At 53.3% G+C, this 22707-nt stretch carries 18 protein-coding genes; 8 read left to right on the forward strand and 10 right to left on the reverse strand.

Going from position 1 to position 22707, the window contains the following annotated elements; all coding sequences use genetic code 11:
- The first annotated feature begins 40 nt into the window (after positions 1–40).
- On the forward strand, positions 41–532 hold the full coding sequence (greB, locus tag BIY29_RS08015; protein WP_121574615.1) for a transcription elongation factor GreB: 492 nt from the start codon (positions 41–43) through the stop codon (positions 530–532).
- Positions 533–703: 171 nt separating this feature from the next.
- The gene (gene olsF, locus BIY29_RS08020; RefSeq protein WP_121574616.1) at positions 704–2446 is read left to right on the forward strand and encodes a bifunctional ornithine lipid synthase OlsF; all 1743 of its coding nucleotides are present in this window, start codon (positions 704–706) and stop codon (positions 2444–2446) included.
- A 57-nt stretch (positions 2447–2503) separates the two neighbouring features.
- Here the strand turns inward: olsF and BIY29_RS08025 are convergent, their stop codons facing one another.
- Positions 2504–3787, reverse strand: coding sequence for a citrate synthase (locus tag BIY29_RS08025; protein WP_121574617.1), 1284 nt, complete (start codon positions 3785–3787; stop codon positions 2504–2506).
- A 264-nt stretch (positions 3788–4051) separates the two neighbouring features.
- Here BIY29_RS08025 and BIY29_RS08030 point away from each other — a divergent pair, with 264 nt between their 5' ends.
- Positions 4052–6385 carry a Tex family protein gene (locus BIY29_RS08030; RefSeq protein WP_121574618.1) on the forward strand — a complete coding sequence of 778 codons (2334 nt, stop codon included), beginning with the start codon at positions 4052–4054 and terminating at the stop codon, positions 6383–6385.
- Positions 6386–6597: 212 nt separating this feature from the next.
- Here BIY29_RS08030 and BIY29_RS08035 read toward each other — a convergent pair whose 3' ends face one another.
- The 5 genes from BIY29_RS08035 to bioH all read right to left on the reverse strand — a co-directional run bounded on the left by BIY29_RS08035 (position 6598) and on the right by bioH (position 11665).
- Positions 6598–7854 (reverse strand): ABC transporter permease, encoded by a 1257-nt coding sequence (locus BIY29_RS08035; RefSeq protein WP_121574619.1) that lies wholly within the window; start codon positions 7852–7854, stop codon positions 6598–6600.
- Complete coding sequence (locus BIY29_RS08040) at positions 7851–8543, reverse strand: ABC transporter ATP-binding protein (protein WP_121574620.1); 693 nt, start codon at positions 8541–8543, stop codon at positions 7851–7853. Before BIY29_RS08040 ends, BIY29_RS08035 begins: the two co-directional genes overlap by 4 nt.
- An 8-nt stretch (positions 8544–8551) precedes the next feature.
- On the reverse strand, positions 8552–9031 hold the full coding sequence (locus BIY29_RS08045; protein ID WP_121574621.1) for a hypothetical protein: 480 nt from the start codon (positions 9029–9031) through the stop codon (positions 8552–8554).
- A gap of 8 nt (positions 9032–9039) precedes the next feature.
- A complete protein-coding gene (locus BIY29_RS08050) occupies positions 9040–10785 on the reverse strand; it encodes an alkaline phosphatase (RefSeq protein WP_121574622.1) in 1746 nt (581 codons plus the stop codon).
- Positions 10786–10876: 91 nt separating this feature from the next.
- Complete coding sequence (bioH, locus tag BIY29_RS08055; RefSeq protein ID WP_121574623.1) at positions 10877–11665, reverse strand: pimeloyl-ACP methyl ester esterase BioH; 789 nt, start codon at positions 11663–11665, stop codon at positions 10877–10879.
- Positions 11666–11709: 44 nt separating this feature from the next.
- On the opposite strand from bioH, the gene gntX reads away from it, so the two are divergent.
- Positions 11710–12411: a DNA utilization protein GntX gene (gene gntX, locus BIY29_RS08060; RefSeq protein ID WP_121574624.1), complete on the forward strand. Its 702-nt coding sequence runs from the start codon at positions 11710–11712 to the stop codon at positions 12409–12411.
- A 59-nt stretch (positions 12412–12470) separates the two neighbouring features.
- Positions 12471–13046: a Fe-S biogenesis protein NfuA gene (nfuA, locus tag BIY29_RS08065; RefSeq protein WP_121574647.1), complete on the forward strand. Its 576-nt coding sequence runs from the start codon at positions 12471–12473 to the stop codon at positions 13044–13046.
- Between the two features lie 11 nt (positions 13047–13057).
- Here nfuA and malQ read toward each other — a convergent pair whose 3' ends face one another.
- From malQ to glpG, 4 genes are read right to left on the reverse strand one after another with little or no spacing between them, the layout of a single operon-like run.
- Positions 13058–15175: a 4-alpha-glucanotransferase gene (gene malQ / locus BIY29_RS08070; RefSeq protein ID WP_121574625.1), complete on the reverse strand. Its 2118-nt coding sequence runs from the start codon at positions 15173–15175 to the stop codon at positions 13058–13060.
- 11 nt (positions 15176–15186) lie between these two features.
- Positions 15187–17610: a maltodextrin phosphorylase gene (malP, locus tag BIY29_RS08075; protein WP_121574626.1), complete on the reverse strand. Its 2424-nt coding sequence runs from the start codon at positions 17608–17610 to the stop codon at positions 15187–15189.
- Positions 17611–17655: 45 nt separating this feature from the next.
- Positions 17656–18414: a DeoR/GlpR family transcriptional regulator gene (locus BIY29_RS08080; protein WP_121574627.1), complete on the reverse strand. Its 759-nt coding sequence runs from the start codon at positions 18412–18414 to the stop codon at positions 17656–17658.
- A gap of 24 nt (positions 18415–18438) precedes the next feature.
- Entirely contained in the window at positions 18439–19272 is an 834-nt protein-coding gene (glpG, locus tag BIY29_RS08085) for a rhomboid family intramembrane serine protease GlpG (RefSeq protein WP_121574628.1), read from the reverse strand.
- A 254-nt stretch (positions 19273–19526) separates the two neighbouring features.
- Between glpG and rbsK the strand changes: the two genes are divergently transcribed.
- From rbsK to BIY29_RS08100, 3 genes are read left to right on the forward strand one after another with little or no spacing between them, the layout of a single operon-like run.
- Positions 19527–20741 (forward strand): ribokinase, encoded by a 1215-nt coding sequence (gene rbsK / locus BIY29_RS08090; RefSeq protein ID WP_121574629.1) that lies wholly within the window; start codon positions 19527–19529, stop codon positions 20739–20741.
- A gap of 48 nt (positions 20742–20789) precedes the next feature.
- Positions 20790–21710, forward strand: coding sequence for a dihydrodipicolinate synthase family protein (locus BIY29_RS08095; protein ID WP_121574630.1), 921 nt, complete (start codon positions 20790–20792; stop codon positions 21708–21710).
- Between the two features lie 48 nt (positions 21711–21758).
- On the forward strand, positions 21759–22706 hold the full coding sequence (locus tag BIY29_RS08100; RefSeq protein ID WP_121574631.1) for a tripartite tricarboxylate transporter substrate binding protein: 948 nt from the start codon (positions 21759–21761) through the stop codon (positions 22704–22706).
- The last annotated feature ends 1 nt before the right edge of the window (position 22707 follow it).

Raw genomic sequence — 22707 nt, forward strand, 5'->3', positions numbered from 1 at the left:
CGGGTCATATTCTCCAACATCATCATGAGATTGAATACGAGTGAAAACCAATCTGATCACCCGCCAAGGATATAACAAACTCAAAGCAGAACATGATCATCTCTGGAATGTGAAACGCCCGGAAATAACCAGGATTGTGTCATGGGCCGCCAGTTTGGGGGATAGATCTGAAAATGCCGATTACACCTACAACAAGCGGCTGCTGCGCCAGATTGACCGGCGTGTCCGTTACTTAAGGAAGTGTCTGACCGAGCTGCAAATCGTCGACTACTCTCCCCAACAGGATGGAAAAGTATTCTTTGGCGCCTGGGTCGAAGTTGAAAATGAAGAAGGTCAGGTAAAGCGCTTTCGCATCGTCGGGCCGGATGAAATTTATGGCGACAACGCGAAAGATTACATCTCTATTGATTCGCCTATGGCGCGGGCATTGCTGAAAAAAGAGGTCGAGCAGGACGTTACCGTCACCACGCCGGACGGGATAAAACAATGGTTCGTCAATTCCATTGATTATGTCAAAGACGATGAGAAGTAAGCATCTGCTGTTAACATAATCCGCCTCGGCGGGATATGTCGTGAGGCATTGCCGCTATTCACCCTTGCCGATTGACATCAACTGGAACAATCTGAATATTATTTCTACACTGAAATAAATGTGTCACCTCCATCCCTTACTTTGACAACGGTAAGCTACGGAGAACTCTTTATGTTTAGTTTAGATGCCATTCTTCAAGATCTTGCACCTCATCGCCGCACCCCAGCCTGGCAGCGAATGTTATTACGCGCTCTGCTATTCGAAAACAAAATTCAGCAATTTTCTCAACGTTACCCTTATTTGAAAGGATTGGATCTGGTTGAGCAAATCCTGGATCACTTTCACCTTAACTGTGAAATGGTCGAGGGGGATTTAGAAAACATACCCAGCCAGGGGCCGGTGGTACTGGTGGCTAATCACCCGATTGGTTCGCTCGATGGTCTGGCGCTGCTGCGCACGGTTGCCAGCGTCAGACCTGACGTCCGTATTGTAGCCAGCCAGTTGCTCTCTTACGTTGAACCGCTGAAAAATCTATTTTTTTCGGTTGATAACTTCAACAACCGCACCAAGCGCCAGCAAATTATCGCCATACAGCAATATCTGGATAATGGCGGCGCGATTATTGTATTCCCGGCGGGTGAGGTTTCCAGAATCAGTCTACAAGGGATCCGCGACGGCCACTGGCACAGCGGTTTTATCCGAATGGCAGGTAAAGCCCGTGCGCCGGTGGTGCCGATACACATCAGTGGACGTAACAGCAGCCTGTTTTATCTCTCCTCGTTGATGTACCGCCCCCTCTCCACGCTGCTGCTGGTCAGGGAAATGTTCCATCAGGAAGGCCACAAAATCAAAATACGCATCGGTGCGCGTATTCCTTACACAAGCTGGAGCCAGGGGAATGAGCAGGCTAACGATCTGGCCGCCCGTTTCCGCCGTCATGTTTATCGACTGGGGCAAGGCAAACCCGGCTGTTTTTCCGTTGAGAAACCCATTGCGCTGGCGGAGGATCGTATCCTGTTAAAACGTGCGCTGGCCGATTGCGAAACGCTGGGAACCACGCCTGACGGGAAAGTGGTGTATCTGTATCGCCGCGGAGAAGAAGATTTTTCACCGCTGCTGCGCGAACTCGGACGGCTGCGGGAAATCGCATTTCGCGCCGTGGGTGAAGGATCGGGCCAGCGGCGCGATCTGGACAGCTACGATGATGATTACCTGCATCTGATTCTATGGGATGAAGGCGAATTGGAGATTGTCGGCGCCTATCGATTTATTCCAACAGCGGAGCAAATCGCCCAAAAAGGTAAAAATGGCCTGTACAGCCACAGTCTGTTCCATTATGGCGAAGAGATGAACCCGATACTGGCATCCGGCCTTGAACTTGGGCGCAGTTTCATCCAGCCCAAATACTGGGGTAAGCGTGGTCTGGATTATCTCTGGTTGGGTATCGGCGCCTATGTGGCCCGTTATCCACAGTGTCGTTATCTGTTTGGCCCGGTGTCGCTGTCCGGCACGCTGCCGCCAACGGCGCGGGATTTACTGGTTGCGTTTTACCGGCTGCATTTTGCACCCAGTCAGCCGCTGGCCCATTCACGACGCCCTTATCCTGCTTCACTGCCCGGCGTGCTGCAACAATTTGAAGGCACCGATTACCAGCAGGATCTGACCTTGCTGAAAAGTATGCTCAACAATATAGGATGCGCTATTCCCACACTCTACAAACAGTATTCGGAAGCCTGTGAACCAGGTGGCGTACAGTTTATCGACTTTGGTATCGACCCCGATTTCAATAACTGTATCGACGGGCTGGTGTTAGTCGATCTTCAACAACTGAAAGCATCCCGTTATCAGCGTTATATCGCGCCGTTTATTGCTGAAAATTCTGCTGAAACGCCAGCCGTCGCCACCGCGCCATAACACGACTACGTGCTGCCCCCGGCCAGTAGCGATGCAGTACGCCGTCCTTTCTTTGATTTATTTATCCAACCGGGAAGCATAATCCCGGCGGGGCTGACCGGTGTAGACCTGACAAGGACGATAGATTTTTAGCTCCTGCTCATGCATTTCATTCCAGTGAGCAATCCACCCAATCGTGCGGCCAACGGCGGAAATCACCGTAAACATGGAGGATGGAAGTCCCATCGCTTTCAGGATCACTGCCGTGTAAAAATCGGCGCTGGGGTACAGTCTTTGTTCCAGGAAATAGGGGTCCGTCATGGCAATATGCTCCAGTTCAATGGCAACCTGAAGCAAGCTATCTTCCATCCCCAGTTCACTGAGCACGTCATAGCAGGTTTTACGCAGAATGGCGGCACGCGGATCAAAATGGTGATAGACCGAATTGCCGAATCCCATCAGCCGCAGCGAATTGCGCCGATCTTTTGCGCGCTTCACAAATTCAGGAATACGATCAACCGTTTTGATCTCTTCCAGCATACGCATACAAGCTTCGTTAGCCCCCCCGTGCAACGGCCCCCACATGGAGGATAGCCCTGCCGCGATACAGGCGAACGGATTGGCTCCAGACGAACCGGAAGCCCTGACCGCCATAGTAGACGGACACTGACCGTGGTCGGCATGGAGGATCAGAATTTGGTTCATGGCGCTTTCCAGCACCGGATTCACCTCATACTTTTCCGCCGGAATAGAAAACAGCATATGCAGGAAATTGCCGGTATAGGAAAGCGAATTGCAGGGATAAACGGTCGGCTGTTCGATGGAATATTTGTAACACATCGCCGCCAGCGTCGGCATTTTCGACAGCAGCCGGACAGCCGCCAGTTCACGATGTTCTGCGTTATCAATATCCAGCACATCATGATAAAACGCGGCCAATGCCCCCACTACCGCACACATCAGCGCCATAGGATGGGCGTCGCGGCGAAAACCGTTGAACATACGGCTGATCTGCTCATGAACCAGAGTATGGCGGGTGATGGTATTTACAAATTCGGCATACTCTTCTGGCGAAGGCGCCTCGCCGTGCAGAAGGATAAAACAGACTTCGGTAAAATCACATTGATCTGCCAGTTGCTCGACAGGAAAGCCCCTATGCAGCAACACGCTGTTCGCTGCATCAATGTAGGTAATCGCAGATTCGCACCCTGCCGTATTGGCAAACCCAGGATCGTAGCTGCATAACCCATGAGCGCTAAACGGGCGGATATCCACGGCATCTTTTCCCATTACCCCCGAACGAATATCCAGCGTGACATCTTCCTGCCCGTCTAACATAAGGGTGGACTTTCTTACTGTCATTGATCTTTTCTCCTGCCCGAATTCATGGTGGTTACTATTTAATACGCTAAAAATGCCGCGCCGTTATAATAATCTTACCTAATATTGATTCAGATAAAGTTTACCTTACCCTCAGCCCCCGGTTTTTACCATGCTGCGCAGACGGCACCACGGTGATAACCGTTTTCCTCCCTGGCGGGTACAGCTGGCATTTTCTGTTATCAAACCGTATAACTATCCTCCAGTTATTTAACCCATTATTTGATGACTATCGATATCAGACCTATGAATGATTCATTAAGCCAGATTATCGCCAGCGAATTGCAGGCTCGTACGGAGCAAGTGGACGCCGCCGTCCGCCTGCTGGACGAAGGAAACACCGTCCCTTTTATCGCACGTTACCGTAAGGAAGTGACCGGCGGGCTGGATGATACCCAGTTGCGTCAGTTGGAAACCCGCCTGAGTTACCTGCGTGAACTGGATGAAAGACGCCAGACAATTCTGAAATCTATCGAGGAGCAAGGAAAACTGACCGGGCAACTCGCCAGCGCGATCGCCGCGACGATGAGCAAAACCGAACTCGAAGATCTGTACCTGCCTTATAAACCCAAACGCCGCACCCGCGGACAGATTGCGATTGAAGCCGGACTGGAATCGCTGGCTGACAGTCTGTGGCAGGATCCCAGTCAGGAGCCGGAGCAGGTCGCCCGGCGCTATGTTGATGCCGATAAAGGTGTGGCGGATGTGAAAGCCGCGCTGGATGGCGCACGCTACATTCTGATGGAGCGCTTTGCAGAGGATGCGGCGCTGCTGGCTAAAGTGCGTCATTACCTGTGGAAAAACGCCCATCTTGTTTCCCGCGTAGTGGAAGGCAAAGAGGAAGAAGGGGCAAAATTCCGCGACTATTTTGACCACCACGAACCGATTGCCCAGGTGCCTTCCCACCGGGCGCTGGCCATGTTCCGGGGCCGCAATGAAGGGGTTTTGCAGTTATCGCTGAATGCCGATCCGCAGTTTGCAGAAGCGCCGCGTGAAAGTTACTGCGAGCAGATTATCGTCGACCATCTGAACGTGCGTTTGGGTAATGCTGCGGCAGACAGTTGGCGACGTGCGGTGATTAACTGGACCTGGCGCATCAAGGTGCTGCTGCACCTCGAAACCGAGTTGATGGGCAGCGTGCGTGAAAAAGCAGAAGATGAGGCGATTAACGTGTTCGCCCGCAATATGCACGATCTGCTGATGGCGGCGCCAGCGGGGATGCGCGCCACTATGGGGCTGGACCCCGGTTTACGCACCGGGGTAAAAGTCGCGGTGGTGGACGCCACCGGTAAACTGGTGGCAACCGATACCATCTACCCGCATACCGGCCAGGCCGCCAAGGCCGCCGCCATCGTTGCCGCCCTGTGCATCAGGCATCAGGTCGAGCTGGTGGCGATCGGCAATGGCACCGCGTCGCGTGAAACCGAGCGTTTCTTTCTGGATACGCAAAAACAGTTCCCGGATGTCAAAGCGCAGAAGGTGATTGTCAGCGAAGCTGGCGCGTCGGTGTATTCGGCGTCAGAATTGGCCGCGCTGGAATTTCCCGATCTGGACGTTTCCTTGCGCGGCGCAGTATCTATCGCCCGCCGATTGCAGGATCCGCTGGCCGAATTGGTGAAAATCGACCCGAAATCCATCGGCGTCGGTCAGTATCAGCATGACGTCAGCCAGAGCCTGCTGGCGAAAAAACTGGATGCGGTGGTGGAAGACTGCGTAAACGCCGTCGGCGTCGATCTGAATACCGCGTCAGTCGCCTTGCTGACCCGCGTAGCGGGCTTGACGCGAATGATGGCGCAAAACGTCGTGGCATGGCGTGACGAAAATGGCCGTTTCCGCAACCGGGAACAACTGCTGAAAGTCAGCAGGCTAGGGCCGAAAGCCTTTGAGCAATGCGCGGGCTTTCTGCGGATTAATCACGGGGATAATCCGCTGGACGCCTCCACCGTTCACCCGGAAGCCTACCCGGTGGTGGAGCGTATTCTGGCCGCCACCGAACAGGCGCTACAGGAGTTGATGGGTAATCCCGGCGCACTGCGCAACCTGAAAGCGGCGGATTTTACCGATGCGCGTTTTGGTGTGCCGACCGTCACCGATATTCTTAAAGAGCTGGAGAAGCCGGGGCGTGACCCGCGGCCAGAGTTTAAAACCGCCAGCTTTGCCGATGGTGTGGAAACCATGAGCGATCTGTTGCCAGGCATGATTCTGGAAGGTGCAGTCACCAACGTCACCAACTTTGGCGCTTTCGTGGATATCGGCGTACATCAGGATGGGCTGGTACATATTTCCTCCCTCGCTGACCATTTCGTTGACGACCCGCATAAAGTGGTGAAAGCCGGGGATATCGTGAAAGTCAAAGTGATGGAAATCGACCTGCAACGTAAACGGATCGCCCTGACGATGCGACTGGACGAACAACCCGGTGAAACCGCCGCACGCCGTGGCGGTAACGGCGGCCCACGAGAGAACCACGCCCCGGCTAACCGGACGGTGGGCAAATCCCGCGCCCGCCCGGCCAGCACATCAACTACGGGTAACAGCGCCATGAGTGACGCACTGGCCGCAGCGTTTAAAAAGCGCTAAATATTGTACCCCCCTCCCTTACACACCGGGGAGGGCGTAAATCCCCGATTCCGTTTTTCACAATCCCTGCGCCCCATGATTATTGTAATGCTGTTAATCATGGGGTAACGGCCAACTAAAAACGATAATGACATAACGAAAATGCGTAGCGCTACGCATTAGTTATTCTGATTTGCCTAAATCCGATATGTCACAGCCAATACAGATTCACATCATTCTCCGCGCAGTGCCACCGCCGGCGACTGCCGGTAAGCCAGCATGGCGGGAAGAGTCAGTACTGCGGCGGCAACGAACAGCAGAATCAGAACAAACCTCACGTCCTCCTGTTCCAGCGTGACGGGGAGGACAAAACCGCTCTTCTCACTCATTATCACGGCTATGACTTGAGCGGCGACGTAGCCTACTCCCACCCCCAACAGCACTCCGGCGCTGACCAGCGACATCAGCCCGCACCAGATAAGCGCAAAAATGCCACAGCGCGGTGCACCGAATGCACGCAGAGCGCCAATTTGCCTTTGTCGCTGTTTAAGGTGAATCACCGCCACCATCGCCACGGCCACTCCCACCAGCGCCTGAGTTCCCAGTGAAATGTAAACCAGCAATTGCCGGATATCGCCCAGAACAGAATAGAGCTTCACCAGTACCTCACCGGGAAACACCGCCTGAGTGACGTTATTGCGGTACAGCGAACGCAACTGATAGGCGCCGGCAATGGTTTTGGGCTTAACCACAATTGCCGGTACACCCGCCTGATGCGTGTGCTCCTGCTCATCCGCGTGATCCTGTTCAGCATCGTCGTGATGTTCGTGCTCACTCTCTGCATGATATCCATCATCGTGATCGTGGTGCGGCGGCTGAATGCCATGTACCTGCCAGACTGCGTTCACCGGCACCAGAATCGCGTTATCCCACGCGCTGCCGTCAGCAGGTAAAATCCCCACGACGGTATAAGTCACACCTTCATGGGCATGTACGCTTTGCGTACCCATCTGTCCATGAATAGGACTAAAAGTATCGCCCAGTGCTAAACCGGTATGCGCCCCCACCACCGCTTCAAAGCCGTGATCAAATAGCCGTCCGGCCACCAATTGACGCTTGCCGTTATCCGTCACCAGCGGCGCGGTCGTGCCGACAATCGGCATCCCCTGATAGAAATCGCCAAACGCCACCGGCGACGCCCAGGCCACCAGCGGATTTTTCGCCAGATCATCCAGTACCTGCGCCGGGATCAGCGTCAACGCGGCGGGTTGCAGGAAAACCGACGACAGTACCAGTTGCGTTTCGCTGCCTGGCGCGCCGATGACCAAATCAAAGCGATCCGCCGCTTTGGCGCTCCCCATACGCAGCGCTCTCTCCTGTAGGCTGACGGAAATACTCAATGCTGTCGCCATTGCAATCAGTAAAATCACGACTAGCACGCCCGGCCATAATCGGCGCCAGTCAACCCAAATCAGACGCCACGGGATCATGGTTCAACCTCCGGTTGAGCGCTATCTGCTATCAGTCGCCCTTTTTCCAGTTGCAGACAACGCGTCATCTGAGATGCCAGACGCGTATCGTGAGTAATGGCGATCAGCGTGGCATTGTTTTTCCGTGCCAACGTGACCAGTAAATCAGCGATTTGCTCACCGCTACGTGCGTCCAGACTGGCTGTCGGTTCATCTGCAACAATAATTTTCGGTGCGCTCAACAGCGCTCTGGCAATGGCGACCCGCTGTTTTTCACCACGGGACAGCACTTCAACCGGGCGCTTGCCGGTAGCCAGCCCAACTTGCGCCAGCAGATCGATAGCCCGTTGTCTTAATGTTGCGGGTAACCGCCAGTGATGAAAATGCGCGGGCAGCAATACGTTCTCCAATGCGCTTAAACCGGGGAATAAATGGAAATCCTGCATCACCAATCCTACGTATCTGGCCCGCCAGCGATCGCGCCCCGCTTCGTCAAGCCGCCGGATATCCTGCTGCGCCCAGTACACGCTCCCCGTTCCGCTGTTATCCATGCCGGTGATGGCATTCACCAGCGTGGTTTTGCCTGAACCGGATGGCCCCATTACCGCAACCCGCTCTCCCGCAGCAATATGCAACGCCGGAATATCCAGCACGGCATCCGGCGTATCGGGGAATGTGACGCTCATACTCTGGATCAACAATTCGGCCATTGGTTCTCCTACAGCGTGTCGAATGTCGCTTCTCGCAGCCGCAACAGACTGACGAACCCGGTCTCCGGGTCGGTCCACGAACCATATTCCAGCACACCTTCCACCTCAATCATGGTGTTGTTCTGCACGAAAGTTTGCCGTTTAGCCAGATAGACCACCACAATGTCTTCCGGCCAGTCGGCATCGGATGAACAAAAAGGGCATAGCGCCATTGGCATTTTGGTTAGCACGAAAAATTGCGATTCCGCCTTTAGCGGCGGCGCCATGAAGCCGCGCATCGTCACCCGCTTGCCGGATAACGTTTTAACCTCATCGGAAAATTCCAGTCCCAATACGCCATAGGACGCATAAAGCCTGTCAAATGAGAGTGCAGGCGGAGCCGCTTTTACGGGAAAGGCGCATACCAGAGACAACAGAACCCACATCGTCAGCAGCCAGAAAGATAAAAGCGGGGTTTCCCCCGCCAGTTTGCGATTAATATGACTCATACTGAAAATTATTTCTTATCCTGCGGTTTTACCGCCAGGGCATCCACAATCACCCGGAACAGTTCGGTATTTTCCATATAGCCACGAATGCGCTCGGCCCCCGGCCCGCTGGCCTGAATCACCATATCGTCCACCGAATGAACCCCGGTATCGGAAGAGCGCGGCAAGATGCCTTCACGGAACACAGCGCCCGGTACGTTTTCATAGGCTTTGTTGGCGACATACTCATCTTTCTCGTTCTTGATGGCCGGCACAAAGGTGCCATCCAGTTTCGGACGGAAGGTTTCATAGTAGTCAGGGTAGTTGTTGAAGAACACCGCCAGACGTTTGGAAACATTCACATCATCCGGGTAACCATCTTTATTGGCGTCGTGGTAGTTCGGGTAGCCAGCGTCTTCATACACGCCCACTTTTTCGCGCATTTCCGTACCCGGTTTGTTGTCATCCACTGTGCCGATAATGGAAATACCGTGCGTATGGTCGCCCGTCACGATAATCAGCGTGTCCGGGTTTTTCTCAGCGAACTTTTGCGCCAGCGCTACCGACTGATCCAGCATGATGGTGTTATAGAACGCCCGTTCCCAATCCAACGGATGCGAGGCTTTGTCGATCAGCGCCGATTCCACCATCAGGAAGAAACCGTCCTTGTTTTTGGACAGTACATCCAGCGCCGCCTGCGTCATCTCGGTCAGATCCGGCTGGTTGGGGAATTTTTTGACCGTATCGTTTTTCAGGAAACGACGATCCAGCACACCATCCATATTGCCGGTATGGAACAGCCCCAGCAGTTTGGTGGCCTGTGAAGCATTTTTCTTCAGCGTGTCGGCATCGGTCGCCAGCGCATAGCCAGCCTGCTGGAATTTTTCAACGTAGTTGTTTTCATCTTTACGTTTGGAGCCAGGCGTACTCTTGGGCAGGAAATAGGCCGAACCACCGCCAAGAATCACGCTGGGTTGCACGTTGTAAAACATACCGACGATTTCAGCTTTATCAGCACGACGACGGGTATGGGAGACCACGGCGGCTGGGGTCGCATCTTCAAGTTCAGCGTCACTAACCACGCCGACGGCCATATTGGTCGAACGGGTAATCAATTCGCCCAGCGTTTCCTGTTTCGGATGCTCCAGCGAGTTTTTACTGCGGCTGACGTAAACGCCCAGCGCATTCACACCGGATTTGTGGCCCGTCATGTAGGCGCTCATGGTGTTGGCGCTGTCCGCCGCGATCGAATCGGTACTGGACGTCCCGGCAAACGCCATGTATTGCAGATCGTCGATCGCCAAACGACCGTCGGCTTTCCCTTCGGTAACGCCTTTGGACAGGATACGTGCGCCGGTACGGTGGGCAACCGACAGGCCGTCGCCAATAAACAGGATCACGTTTTTGGCTTTACGCTTATCCGATGTCTGGTAGACGTCCCACGTTACCTCAGAGGTTTTTCCTTTGGCCTGTGCTTTCACAACATATTTGCCCGCCCCCGGCAGGTTGACATCCCGTACCCAAACGGCAGATACGTTTTCGCCATCTTCACGTTCGACAAAGGTGGCCGATTTCCCCAGCACCTGCTGATAATCTTTACCATTGATCAGGATACGAACGTCTTCAGGCTTGAGTACTTCATCAAATTCGACTTTAAAATCGAACTTCCCACCAGCCAGAATGGTGGCGCGATCGATAGGGTAAATAGCCTGCGCCTGGGAGATTCCCGGCAAAGCGGCAGCAAACAGTACAGGCAGTAACCAACGAGCTTTCATCGAGATGTCCTTGATTGCAGAATTAGCAGGACATAACGTAGTTATTTTTTCTTACAGTTTGATGAATATGGATATCATTTCCGGCATTTGCTCACAGGCGGTCAGTTACTTGCGTCCGCTGGCTGAATGCCAGCAGTTGTTCAACAACGGCATCAGGATGGGAAATAAACGGCGCATGGGCGGCTTTCGGGATAACCGCGGAGCAAGACTGCGGCCATAGCTGATCCAATAGCCCTGCCACCCTGCGCGGCACCAGCCCATCCAGCGCGCCATAGAGCCGCAGAAAGGGTAACGATAGCGATGTCAACGGCTGGCGCAGATCCGCCCGGCGCAGGATTTCCAGTCCGCCGTTCAGCGCCTCGACCGGGGGCATAGCCTGCTCCAGCACCACGCGCTTCAATAAACGCGCATCTTGCCGAGCAGTGACCGTCCCCAGCGTTTGCAGTGCCAGGAAACGTTCAACGGTGCGCTGAAAATCCTCACTAAGCTGCTGCTGCAACCCGTGCAACACTTCCGATTTAATGCCGGGCCATTCCTCTCTGGCGCTAAAACAGGGGGACGAGGCGACGGTAATCAGCCCGCTCACCCGCCGGGGCGCGTTTAATGCAATCTGGCTGGCGACCAACCCGCCTAGCGACCATCCCAGCCAGATAGCGCGTTCAGGCGCCTGAGCCAGCACCGTTGCCGCCATCTCTTCCAGCGACATCGCGCCAAACCCCCGGCTTCTGCCATAGCCGGGCAAATCCACCAGATGCAGGCGAAAATGCGGCGCCAGTCGCGGTGCAATGCAATGCCACACCTGCGCATTCAATCCCCAACCGTGCAACAACACAATTTCCGTTTTTCCTGCACCTTCCGTCTGCCAATACAGCGGTTTCATCAGTTATCTTCCTGCCTCGGGATCTTTATTTCAGGGACAAGCCTATGTTAACCATCGCCGCCCACTGCTGGCTATGCCGACTACCGCTTTATCACAGCCGGCATGGAATTTGTTCATTCTGCCAGCGTCATTTACCTCAGCGTCCTTTATGTTGCCCACGCTGCGGCCTGCTTTCAGGCGATCCAACACGCCAGTGTGGCCGCTGCCTGAAAAATCCACCGCCCTGGCAGTCCATTACCTTTGTCAGTGACTATGTTCCACCACTCAATACCTTGATGAAACAATTTAAATTTAACGGTAAAACGGAACTGGCCCCCGTTCTTGCCCGGCAAATCTTATTACGCTGGCTGACAACCTACCGTGAACACGCGTTGTCGGCCCCACCACACCTGTTCCGGCCTGACCAGCTATTCACGGTGCCGTTACATCAACGACGTCACTGGTCGCGCGGATTCAATCAGACCGAATTATTAGCCCGCTGCCTGACTCGCTGGCTGAGATGCGATTATCAACCACGGGCGATTGCGCGAATCCGTCAGACCCGTATTCAACAAAAACTCAGCGCCAGTGCCCGGCGTAAAAATTTACGGGGCGCTTTTAGTTGTAACACCGCATTAACAGGAAAACAGGTGGTATTGCTTGATGATGTGGTGACAACAGGCAGTACCGCGGCGGAAATCAGCCGGGTATTGCTGGCTCAGGGGGCCGCAGGTGTTCAGGTATGGTGTTTGTGCCGCACCTTGTAGTTCACGGGAGGATGGGCGTATTATAACCGATAAGTATGGTCAACATTGAGTTTAACATTATGATCCGTATTACTGACGCTGCTCAGGAACACTTTCTGAAATTGCTGGCAAAACAGGAAGAAGGCACGCAAATCCGTGTTTTTGTCATCAATCCCGGCACACCAAATGCGGAGTGTGGCGTTTCCTATTGCCCTCCGGATGCCGTTGAAGCCAGTGACACCGAATTGAAATTTGAAAAAATTTCCGCCTATGTGGATGAACTCAGCGCCCCATATCTGGAAGATGCCGAGATTGATTTCGTCACTGACCAACTTGGCTCTCAGCTCACGTTGAAAGCGCCCAATGCCAAGATGCGCAAAGTGGATGATGACGCGCCGTTAATTGAACGCGTGGAATATGTGCTGCAATCGCAGATCAACCCGCAGTTGGCAGGACACGGCGGTCGCGTCACACTGATGGAGATTACCGATGACAGCCTGGCGATCCTGCAATTCGGCGGGGGTTGTAACGGCTGTTCAATGGTCGACTACACGCTGAAAGAAGGGATTGAGAAAGAATTACTGGAAAAATTCCCCGAGCTTAAAGGCGTAAGGGATCTCACCGAGCACCAGCGCGGTGAGCATTCCTATTATTAATATCCTGATGATTACGCCGGGTCATTGCACCCGGCATCTTCCTCGCAGGGTGTGACAGGCAACGGTGCGCCGCGGCGCAAATCGATGTCGCGAATCAAACGTTCAAGATAGCGATCGGCAAATATCAACTCCAGCGTCCGACTAAGTTTTCGCCGCCAGTTCGGATATTCCCGGCTGGTGCCAGGCACATTCACTGGCATTGCCATATCCAGCCAGTCTTCCAGTTGAAACCCGACCAATGCGCTGGCGCTGTCGGCTATATAACGCTGAACTCCACGGTTAAGCGGCGTCCCCATTGTCGTCAACGATGAATTGCGCCCCACTCTCTGTGGCAACAGCCCGTGCTGATGTAATGCATTCAACAAACCCTGTTTCGATTTTTCACGCAAGTGAATTTGCTGTTGCAATAATGCGGCATTCGGATACAACCCCAAATCCCTGCCCAACGATAAATCCACCCCTTGCCAGTAACCACGCAGCGTGGGGAGATCGTGGGTGGTAATGGTTGCCATCGCCTGACGAGGATACTTGCCGGGTGAGAGAAAGCGGTGCTGCTCATCCTTTTCAAAGAACAACACTTTATAGGAATAGACGCCACAGTCGTGCAGCTTGCTGACGATCTCCGGCGGCACCGTTCCCAAATCCTCACCAATCACCAGACAGCGATGACGCTGACTTTCGAGCGCCAGTATCGCCAGCAGGTCATCCAGCGGATAGTGCACATAGGCGCCGTTAACCGCCGATTCCGCTTTGGGTATCCACCATAAGCGCAGCAATGCCATCACGTGGTCGATACGCAACGCTCCGCAACTCGCCATGTTGCTGCGCAACACATCGATAAACGGCTGGTAGCCGCGTAGCTGCATCATCGTGGGGTTCATAGGGGATAACTGCCAGTCTTGCCCCTGCGGCCCCAGCGGATCCGGCGGTGCGCCGATGGAGGCATCCAGACAATAAAGCTGGCGCTCATCCCAGGTTTCCGCGCCACCTTGCGCTACGCCCACGGCCAAATCCCGGTACAAGCCAATAGGCAGACCAAGCTGTTTACTGTGCGCATAGCATTCCGCCAATTGGTCATAAGCCAGCCATTGCAGCCAGCAATAAAAATTAATCTCATCAGCGTGTTCATGGCGAAACGACTTAACCGCCTCGCCATGAACATCATGATAGCGGGCCGGCCACTGTAGCCAGTCCGCATAGTTTTCCCCCTGGCGTTTCAGGTAAGCCTGTAAGGTATCGAACGTTGCCTGCAACTGTAAACTCTGCCCGCCATTTATCACAAACTGGCGAAAAGCACTGATCCGCGGGTCCAGCGTGCTGCGGGTATTAAAATAACCAAAGGCCAGCCGCAAAGCGTTCAGCTTGAGCGCAGTGACCGATGCATAATCGACCCAACGTTCCGCACGCAGCGCCGCCACCGCGTGTTGCGTCTCTTCCAGCAGCCACCAGCGTTGAGCCTCTGCACTTTGCTGAAAATCGTCCACCCGATTGACATCAATATAAATCAGATTCAGCCAATGGCGGGAAGAGGGACTGTAGGGGCTTGCCGCGTCAGGCGCCGCCGGGTACAGAGAATGAAGCGGATTCAGCCCGACAAATGCCCCGCCGCGGCGGGCAATCTGTTCCACCAGTTGGCGTAAATCGCCAAAGTCTCCCACTCCCCAGTTTTTTTGCGAACGCAGGGTGTAAAGCTGAACGGTAACCCCCCACCAGCGCTTGCCTTGCAACAGGGCTTCCGGCTCGTAACAGCGGGGAGGCGCCACGGTGATCAGGCAGTTCCAGCGCTGATCGGCCTGCGTTAGCGTAAGGTGATGATAGCCCAGAGGAAGTGCGGCAGGGAGCTTCAGGTTAGTGCCGCCGGTCACCTGTCCTTGAATCTGTCCGCCATTTTCATACATCAGCGTCCAGTGAAATTCTCCGTTACCGGTCAGCGTAATGACGGCATCCCGCCCCTGAAGAAAAACTTTTACCGGAGGCAAAGGCGCACCATCACTCCCGGAGACATTCATCATCGCCAGCAGCCTGTCCTTTACCGACGCGTCTATAATGTGCTCATTGCCATAAGCATCCGTATATTTTTCTGCAATACCCATCTGTTGCATTGCCGAGTTATCCGCCTTGAATGCCATCTTCCTTTTCCTTAACGACGCACTTGCCAAATACGCTTCTGGTAGTCATGAATCGCCCTATCCGAGCTGAACATCCCCATGCGGGCTGTATTAAGTACACAACGGCGAGTCCATTCCTCCTGTTCATGATATTGCGCATCCACCTGCTTCTGCGCCTGACAATAAGGCGCGAAATCAGCCATCAGCAGATAGGGATCGCCATCTTCCAGCAGGCTGTTCAACAGGGGGGCAAACGCTTGCTTATCTCCCTGACTAAAGGCCCCGCTGGCCAGTTCATCCAATATTTCACGTAACAAAGGAGTATCAGTTATGTAGTCAGACGGCGTATATCCCTGCGCCTGTAATGCTTTTACCTGCTCGACCGTATGACCGAAAATAAACAGGTTCTCTACGCCAACCTGCTCCGCTATCTCGACATTGGCGCCATCCCATGTGCCCACCGTCAGCGCACCATTCAGCGCCAGCTTCATGTTGCCCGTGCCAGACGCTTCTTTGCCTGCCGTCGAGATTTGCTCGGACACATCGGTAGCGGGGATCATCCGTTCGGCCAGCGACACACGGTAATCGGGAAGAAATATCACCTTAAGACGATCGTTGCAGCGACGGTCCCGATTTATTTTTGCTGCCACCTGGTTAATGGCATAAATAATATTTTTTGCCAGCACATAGCCCGGCGCAGCCTTTGCCCCAAACAGAAAGACGCGCGGAACTATATCCAGATGCGGGTTATCACGCAATTGCCGATAAAGAGACAGGATATGCAGCAGGTTCAGGTGCTGACGCTTATATTCGTGCAGCCGCTTGATCTGCACATCAAACAGCGCATTAGGGTTGAGCGTCACCCCATAACCCTGTTGCAGAAAATTCGCCAGCCTCACCTTATTGTCATATTTTATCTGCCGGTAACGCTCGCGAAATCCAGCATCATCAGCATAAGGTTCCAACCCTTTTAAGGCGGGTAAATCGTTCACCCATTCGGTGTTCAATGTGTCATCAATCAACGCTGACAGTGCCGGGTTACACTGTTTCAGCCAGCGGCGCGGCGTAATCCCGTTGGTCACATTGTGAAATTTATTTGGCCATAGCTGGTAATATTCAGGAAACAGATCCTTCACCACCAATTCGGAATGCATTGCCGCCACGCCGTTTACCGCAAAACAGCTCACCACGCAAAGGTTAGCCATGCGGATTTGCCGCCGGTGACGAACAGCAAGTTTTGCCCACACCTGACGATCGCCGGGCCACTGTTGCGCGACCTGAATGTTAAAATGCGCATCAATTTGCTTAATGATGGAAAGATGGCGCGGCAGTAAACGAGCGAACAGTCTTTCGTCCCAGCACTCCAGCGCCTCCGGCATTAACGTATGATTGGTATAGGCAAAAGTACGCCCGGTTACCGACCAGGCATCGTCCCAGCGCATGTGATGTTCATCTAACAGTAGCCGCATCAGTTCCGGGATCGCCAGCGTCGGGTGCGTATCATTAAGCTGGATGACTTCGTAATCGGGCAGTTCAGACAGCTTCCGCCCTGCCTGTAAATGCCGGCGCAGAATATCGGCCACCGAACAGGCACACTGGAAATATTGCTGCATCAGCCGCAACCGTTTACCCGCCGCGTGGTTATCGTTCGGGTACAGCACGTTGGTCAGGCTGGCCGCCGTCACCCCGGCCTGCCCGGCTTTAAGATAGCGCCCCTCATTGAACAGCTTTAGGTCAAAGGGCTGGCGGTGAGTTGCCAGCCAAAGACGCAGCGGCTGGGTGAGGCCGTTGCGGTAACCAATAACCGGCAAATCACAGGCTTCTCCCCGCAAGAAAAAGTCAGGCTGCCATAACTCGCCGCCATCATCCTGCTGCTGGAGTTCGCCGCCAAAACCGACATCCACCGCCAGTTCAGGACGCTGAAAAAACCACGGGTAGCCATCACGATGCCAGTCATCGGGGGTTTCCTGTTGCTGTCCCTGAGCAAAGTGCTGGCGGAACAGGCCGTATTGGTAATTGAGGCCATAGCCGGTGGCCGATTGTCCGACGGTTGCCATTGAATCCAGAAAACAGGAGGCCAGCCGCCCCAATCCACCATTGCCTAAACCGGGATCGGTTTCCTGTTCCAGCACATCACTCAGGTTAATCCGTTGCTCTGCCAGAACCTCGGCGGCGGCGTTATACCATCCCAGATTCAACAGGTTATTGCCTGTAAGACGACCAGGTAAAAACTCCATCGACAGATAATTGACGTGGCGCTGTGCTGGCGGTCTGCTCGTTTCGTTCAGAGGAGTGGAGAAAGAGGACTGTGCGGCCAATTGTTCAGCCAGTGCGATGCTAACCGCACGCCAACATTGTTCCGGCGTCATCATACTCAGGGAAGAAATACCATAATATTGCTGTTGACGAAGTAATGCAGCCGCAAACTGTGATTGGTTAAATGCAAATTGCGGCATAGCGCCTCTCCCCTCTAGTCCGTCACGGAAAAAGGCACGCCTGGATCAGCACAACTCCAACTGCACCTTATGTTGTTCAATGATTTTCAGCACGCTAGGTGGTGGTGGTTGATCGGTAAAAAGATAATCGATCAAATCCATGTTGCCCAGATTTACCATGGCATTGCGGCCAAACTTAGAATGATCCGTCACCAACATGACACAACGGGAGTTTTCAATGATTGCCCGCTTGGTACGAACTTCATGGTAGTCAAACTCCAACAATGAGCCGTCCATGTCAATGCCGCTGATACCCAAAATACCGAAATCCAGACGAAACTGAGAAATAAAATCCAGCGTCGCCTCACCCATAATACCGCCGTCCCGGCTACGCACTTCCCCCCCGGCGAGGATTAAGCGAAAATCTTCTTTTGCCGTCAGCAACGTCGCCACATTCAGGTTATTGGTCACTACACGCAGGTTTTTGTGCTGCATCAGCGCATAAGCGACGGCTTCAGGCGTGGTGCCGATATCAATAAACAGCGTCGCGCCATCCGGGATCTGGCAGGCGACCTGACGGGCGATGCGAGCCTTCTCTTCAGACCACATCATCTTGCGGTCGTTATAGGCGGTATTAACCGAACTTGAAGGCAATGCCGCGCCACCATGATGACGATGGATCTTATTCTGTTCAGCCAAATCGTTCAGATCCCGGCGAATCGTTTGCGGACTCACCGCAAAATGCTCGACCAGTTCCTCTGTACTGACATAACCCTGACGACGCACCAGTTCAATGATGGCTTCATGTCGTTGTGTTTGCTTCACGTTCGTCCCCTAAGGCTCACGGATTTACCGGGAGTCGGTTTTATTATAAGTATCCCAAAAGGCCATCAATATCCCTGCGACTAACCCTGCCACATGCGCGGCATTGGCTATCGACATGCCTAAAATATCGAAATATCCGGCTATCAGCCACAGTAAAGCAAAAACCATCAGGCTTCGCGGCATAAATAAAGCGCCTTCAGGTTCTCTTTCCCCCCGCAGCCAGACGTATCCCATCAGCGCATACACCACGCCAGACAATCCGCCAAAGTAGATACCGCTGAACCAGGATTGCGCCCAGCCACTCGCCACCGAGGAAATCAGCGTAATCATCAGCAGCTTACGGGTGCCCAGCACCTTCTCAACCGGCCCCCCCAAATACCACCACCACATCAGATTAAACAGAATATGTAAGACGGAAAAATGCAACAACACGTGACTGAACCAGCGCCATAGCTGCAATCCCTGCCCGGCATCAGGATAAGACAGCCACCCCATCACCGACTCATAGCCTGAAATCTGCATCAGCAGAAAAACCGCGATAGCGGCAATGATGACAGTTAACGTCAACGGCCCCGCCCGTTGCGTTAGCGTTTGCAGATAAGAAAAACGTTTATACCGGATACCGGTATCGGTCGATCCCGACTGCCAGCTTGCCGCCTGATAGCGGGGGTTGAGTGGATCGCGCAGAAAAATTTCCAACGCCTGCTGTACTTTCGTCAATTGCGTCTCATCTGCCAGCCACAGCTCGGCTTCTTGTCCGGTGGTGCGCATTTCCAGAGTGACATTGTGCGTCTGCATGTAATCAACAAACGCCTGGGCAAGACGCGGGTTGGAGAGAGCAATAACTCGGATCGTCATGTTAGTCATAACCACATAATCTATTGATTTATTATAAGCATCTTAACACTGCTGGCCTTACTGGCAGAACCAAAACTCTCGCTAGCAATGCAAATCAGCCGGGCTATTTTCAATGAGCAAACAGAAAAACAGATTATAGTTTAACAACATAAGATGTGACTTTTGTTTACTTCCGCTTTACCCCAAAACCTACGATCCCAATCACTTTTTATTCAGTGTGGCTCTTTTAACCTCACAGCACAGGCAGGGTGATTATGTTTCTAGAAGAACGACGAAATCAGATTTTGGCATATCTGGACAAATACGAACGCGTCAGTGTGGCGTATCTGGCTGAGGCTTTTTCTGTGACCAAAGAAACCATACGCGGCGACTTAAACGCACTGGCGCGGTTACATCTGATCCAGCGCTGCCACGGCGGCGCCGTGATTATACGGCGTAGCCTTCAGTCGAAGCTGATTACCGAAACCGGTGAAAGTTTTGAAGTGCTGCTTGAGCGGCTGGAGAAGCAGAAAAAGCATCAGGCTTCACACAACAAGAAGGGAAATAAGATGAGTGGTAAGGTCTGTATTCTCGGTTCATTTAACGTCGATATTGTGGCGAACGTCGCCCGTTTCCCGAAAGGCGGAGAGTCGCTGCTGGCTCTGAGCAGTATGCTGGGGCCGGGAGGAAAAGGCGCCAATCAGGCGATGGCGGCCAGCCGCGCCGGAGCCTATGTGCATTTCGTCTCCAAAGTGGGCAAAGACCAGTTCAGCCAGTTTGCCTATGATCACCTCGCTTCGTCAGAAATTCGCTCTTTCACACTCTATCAGTCAGAAGACGAACCCACCGGAAATGCGATTATCTATGTCTCGCAACAGGATGGCGAAAACATGATTGCCATCTACTCCGGGGCCAATAAAACCGTTACCGATGACGAAGTGGCGGCAATCACACCGGAATTGGCGAATTCCGACGTGTTGTTGCTGCAGTTGGAAAATAACTTTTCAGCTACCCTTAATGCCATGAAGCTGGCAAATGCATTAAATGTCAAAGTGATTCTCAACCCTGCGCCTTATTCCGGCGATATCCTCTCCTGCCTGGAATATGTCGACGTTATTACGCCCAATGAAACAGAAGCATCACTGCTTTCCGGTATTGAAGTTCAGGATCTGAAAAGCGCCAGAGAAGCCGCGCTGCAAATCGCCGCATTAGGCGCCAAAAAGGTCATTATCACCATGGGATCGCGCGGGGCGCTGATCCTGGACGGGCAGCAATTCCAACACATTCCCGCTTTTCCGGCGTTAAGCATTGATACCACCGGAGCAGGTGATGCATTTAACGGCGCCTTTGCCGCCGCAACGGCTAACGGTCAGAGTACCGCACAGGCCGCGACCTATGCCACCGCGTTTGCATCACTGGCAGTTGAACGGGAAGGCGCTTCCAATATGCCGGAACATCAACAAGTTATGACGCGGCTGTCATCACGTTAGTTATCACAGCCATGTTTCCCGACCAGACTAAAGGCAAGGAATAAAATCATGAAAAAAATCAACGGTATTGTCCCGGTCATGTTGACCCCTTTCACTCAGCAGAATGAGATTGATTATCCTGGTCTGGCAACATTGATTGACTGGTATCTGGCGAAAGGCGTCGATGCGCTGTTCGCCGTCTGTCAATCCAGCGAGATGCAATTCCTGACACTGCCGGAGCGTGTCGAACTGGCGCGCTTTGTTGTCAACCATGTCGGTGGACGCGTGCCGGTGATTGCCTCTGGCCATATCAGCGACGATCTCAATGAACAAATTACCGAACTGTCGGCCATGTCAGACACCGGGATCGACGCACTGGTGCTGGTCACCAACCATCTAGATCCCGCAAATGAGGGAAGTAAGACATTCTTTGCCACATTGGATAGGCTGTTGCACGCCCTGCCGACCACCCTGCCGCTTGGGCTGTATGAGTGCCCGGCGCCTTATCGCCGCCTGTTGAGTGATGAGGAACTTGCCTATTGCGCCAATACCGGGCGATTTACGGTATTGAAAGATGTCAGTTGCGATCTGCCTACCGTCGCCCGCCGGGTTAAGTTGGTTGCCGATACGCCGCTTAATATCATCAACGCGAATGCGGCTATCGCTTTTGACGCCATGAAAGCCGGGTCTAAAGGTTTCAGCGGGGTGTTCACCAACTTTCATCCTGAGTTGTATGGCTGGCTTTACCATCACCATACCAGCAACCCGGAACTGGCTCAGGAGCTGGCAAATTTCCTTTCCCTCGCCGCTGTGACAGAAACATTGGGCTATCCTAAAAATGCCAAAATTTATCATCAGCGCCTGGGGACATTCAGCAGTGAATTCTGCCGGGTTAATAAAGATGATGTTTTGAATAAATACTGGGGGTTGACCGTCATACTCGATCAAATTCGCTCCGGCACCGAGCACTATAGAAATAAAATCAAATGATATTAATTAGATAGACACCTCTATATCGCCAACAAGGAAACAATGACAATGAAAACTATCCGCTTAACCGCTTTAGCAACGTTATTGATATCCAGTTCAGCATTCGCCGCCTGGCCGGAAAAACCCATCACGATTATTGTTCCCTGGGGAGCCGGGGGAAATACCGACACGGTTGCCCGACTGGTGGCCCAGGGATTACAGAAAGAGTTAGGCGTTACGGTCAATGTGGTCAACCGCACCGGGGGCAGCGGGGTTGTCGGTCATGATGCCATTAAACGGGCGAAGCCGGATGGCTACACGCTTGGTATCGTCACCGTAGAAATTGCCATGATGCATCATCAGAAAATGACCGCGCTCAGTTACAAAGACTATACCCCTATCAGTCGGCTGGCGGTTATTTATGGTGGTCTGCAAGTCGCCAAAGATTCCCCTTATCAGGATGCAAATCAATTGATTGATGCCATCAAGCAGCAACCCGGTAAGTTACGCGCTTCAGGAAGCGGGTTAAAATCGGTCTGGCACCTCAACGCCATCGGCATGTTAAAAAGCGCTGACCTGCCGGAAAATGCGATTAAATTTATTCCTTCACAGGGCGCCAGCGCCGCGCTACAGGAACTGGTATCAGGCGGCGTAGACTTTGTTACCTCTTCTCCCGGCGAAGCCAAAAGCATGGTTGATGCCGGGATGGTACGCCATCTGGCCATCATGTCCTCCCAACCTTCCGAACTTTATGCAACTATTCCGCTGTTTAGTCAGGTCACGCCTTATGACTGGTCGCTGACCACCTGGAATGTGCTGGCCGCGCCTCAGGGGCTGCCCCAGGAAACCCAGGACACGCTGACTGCCGCCATGAAAAAAGTCTATGCGTCCGGGGAGTTACAGAAATTCGCTAATAATCAAGGATTTGAAGTCGGCGCATTGTATGGCGATGAACTTAAGCAGTTTATGCAACAAGAAGATGCGCGGTTTGGTGACTTGTTGTCCGCAGACAAATAAA

This window comes from Brenneria alni (assembly GCF_003666245.1).
In the GTDB taxonomy this organism is placed as follows: Bacteria; Pseudomonadota; Gammaproteobacteria; order Enterobacterales; family Enterobacteriaceae; genus Brenneria; species Brenneria alni.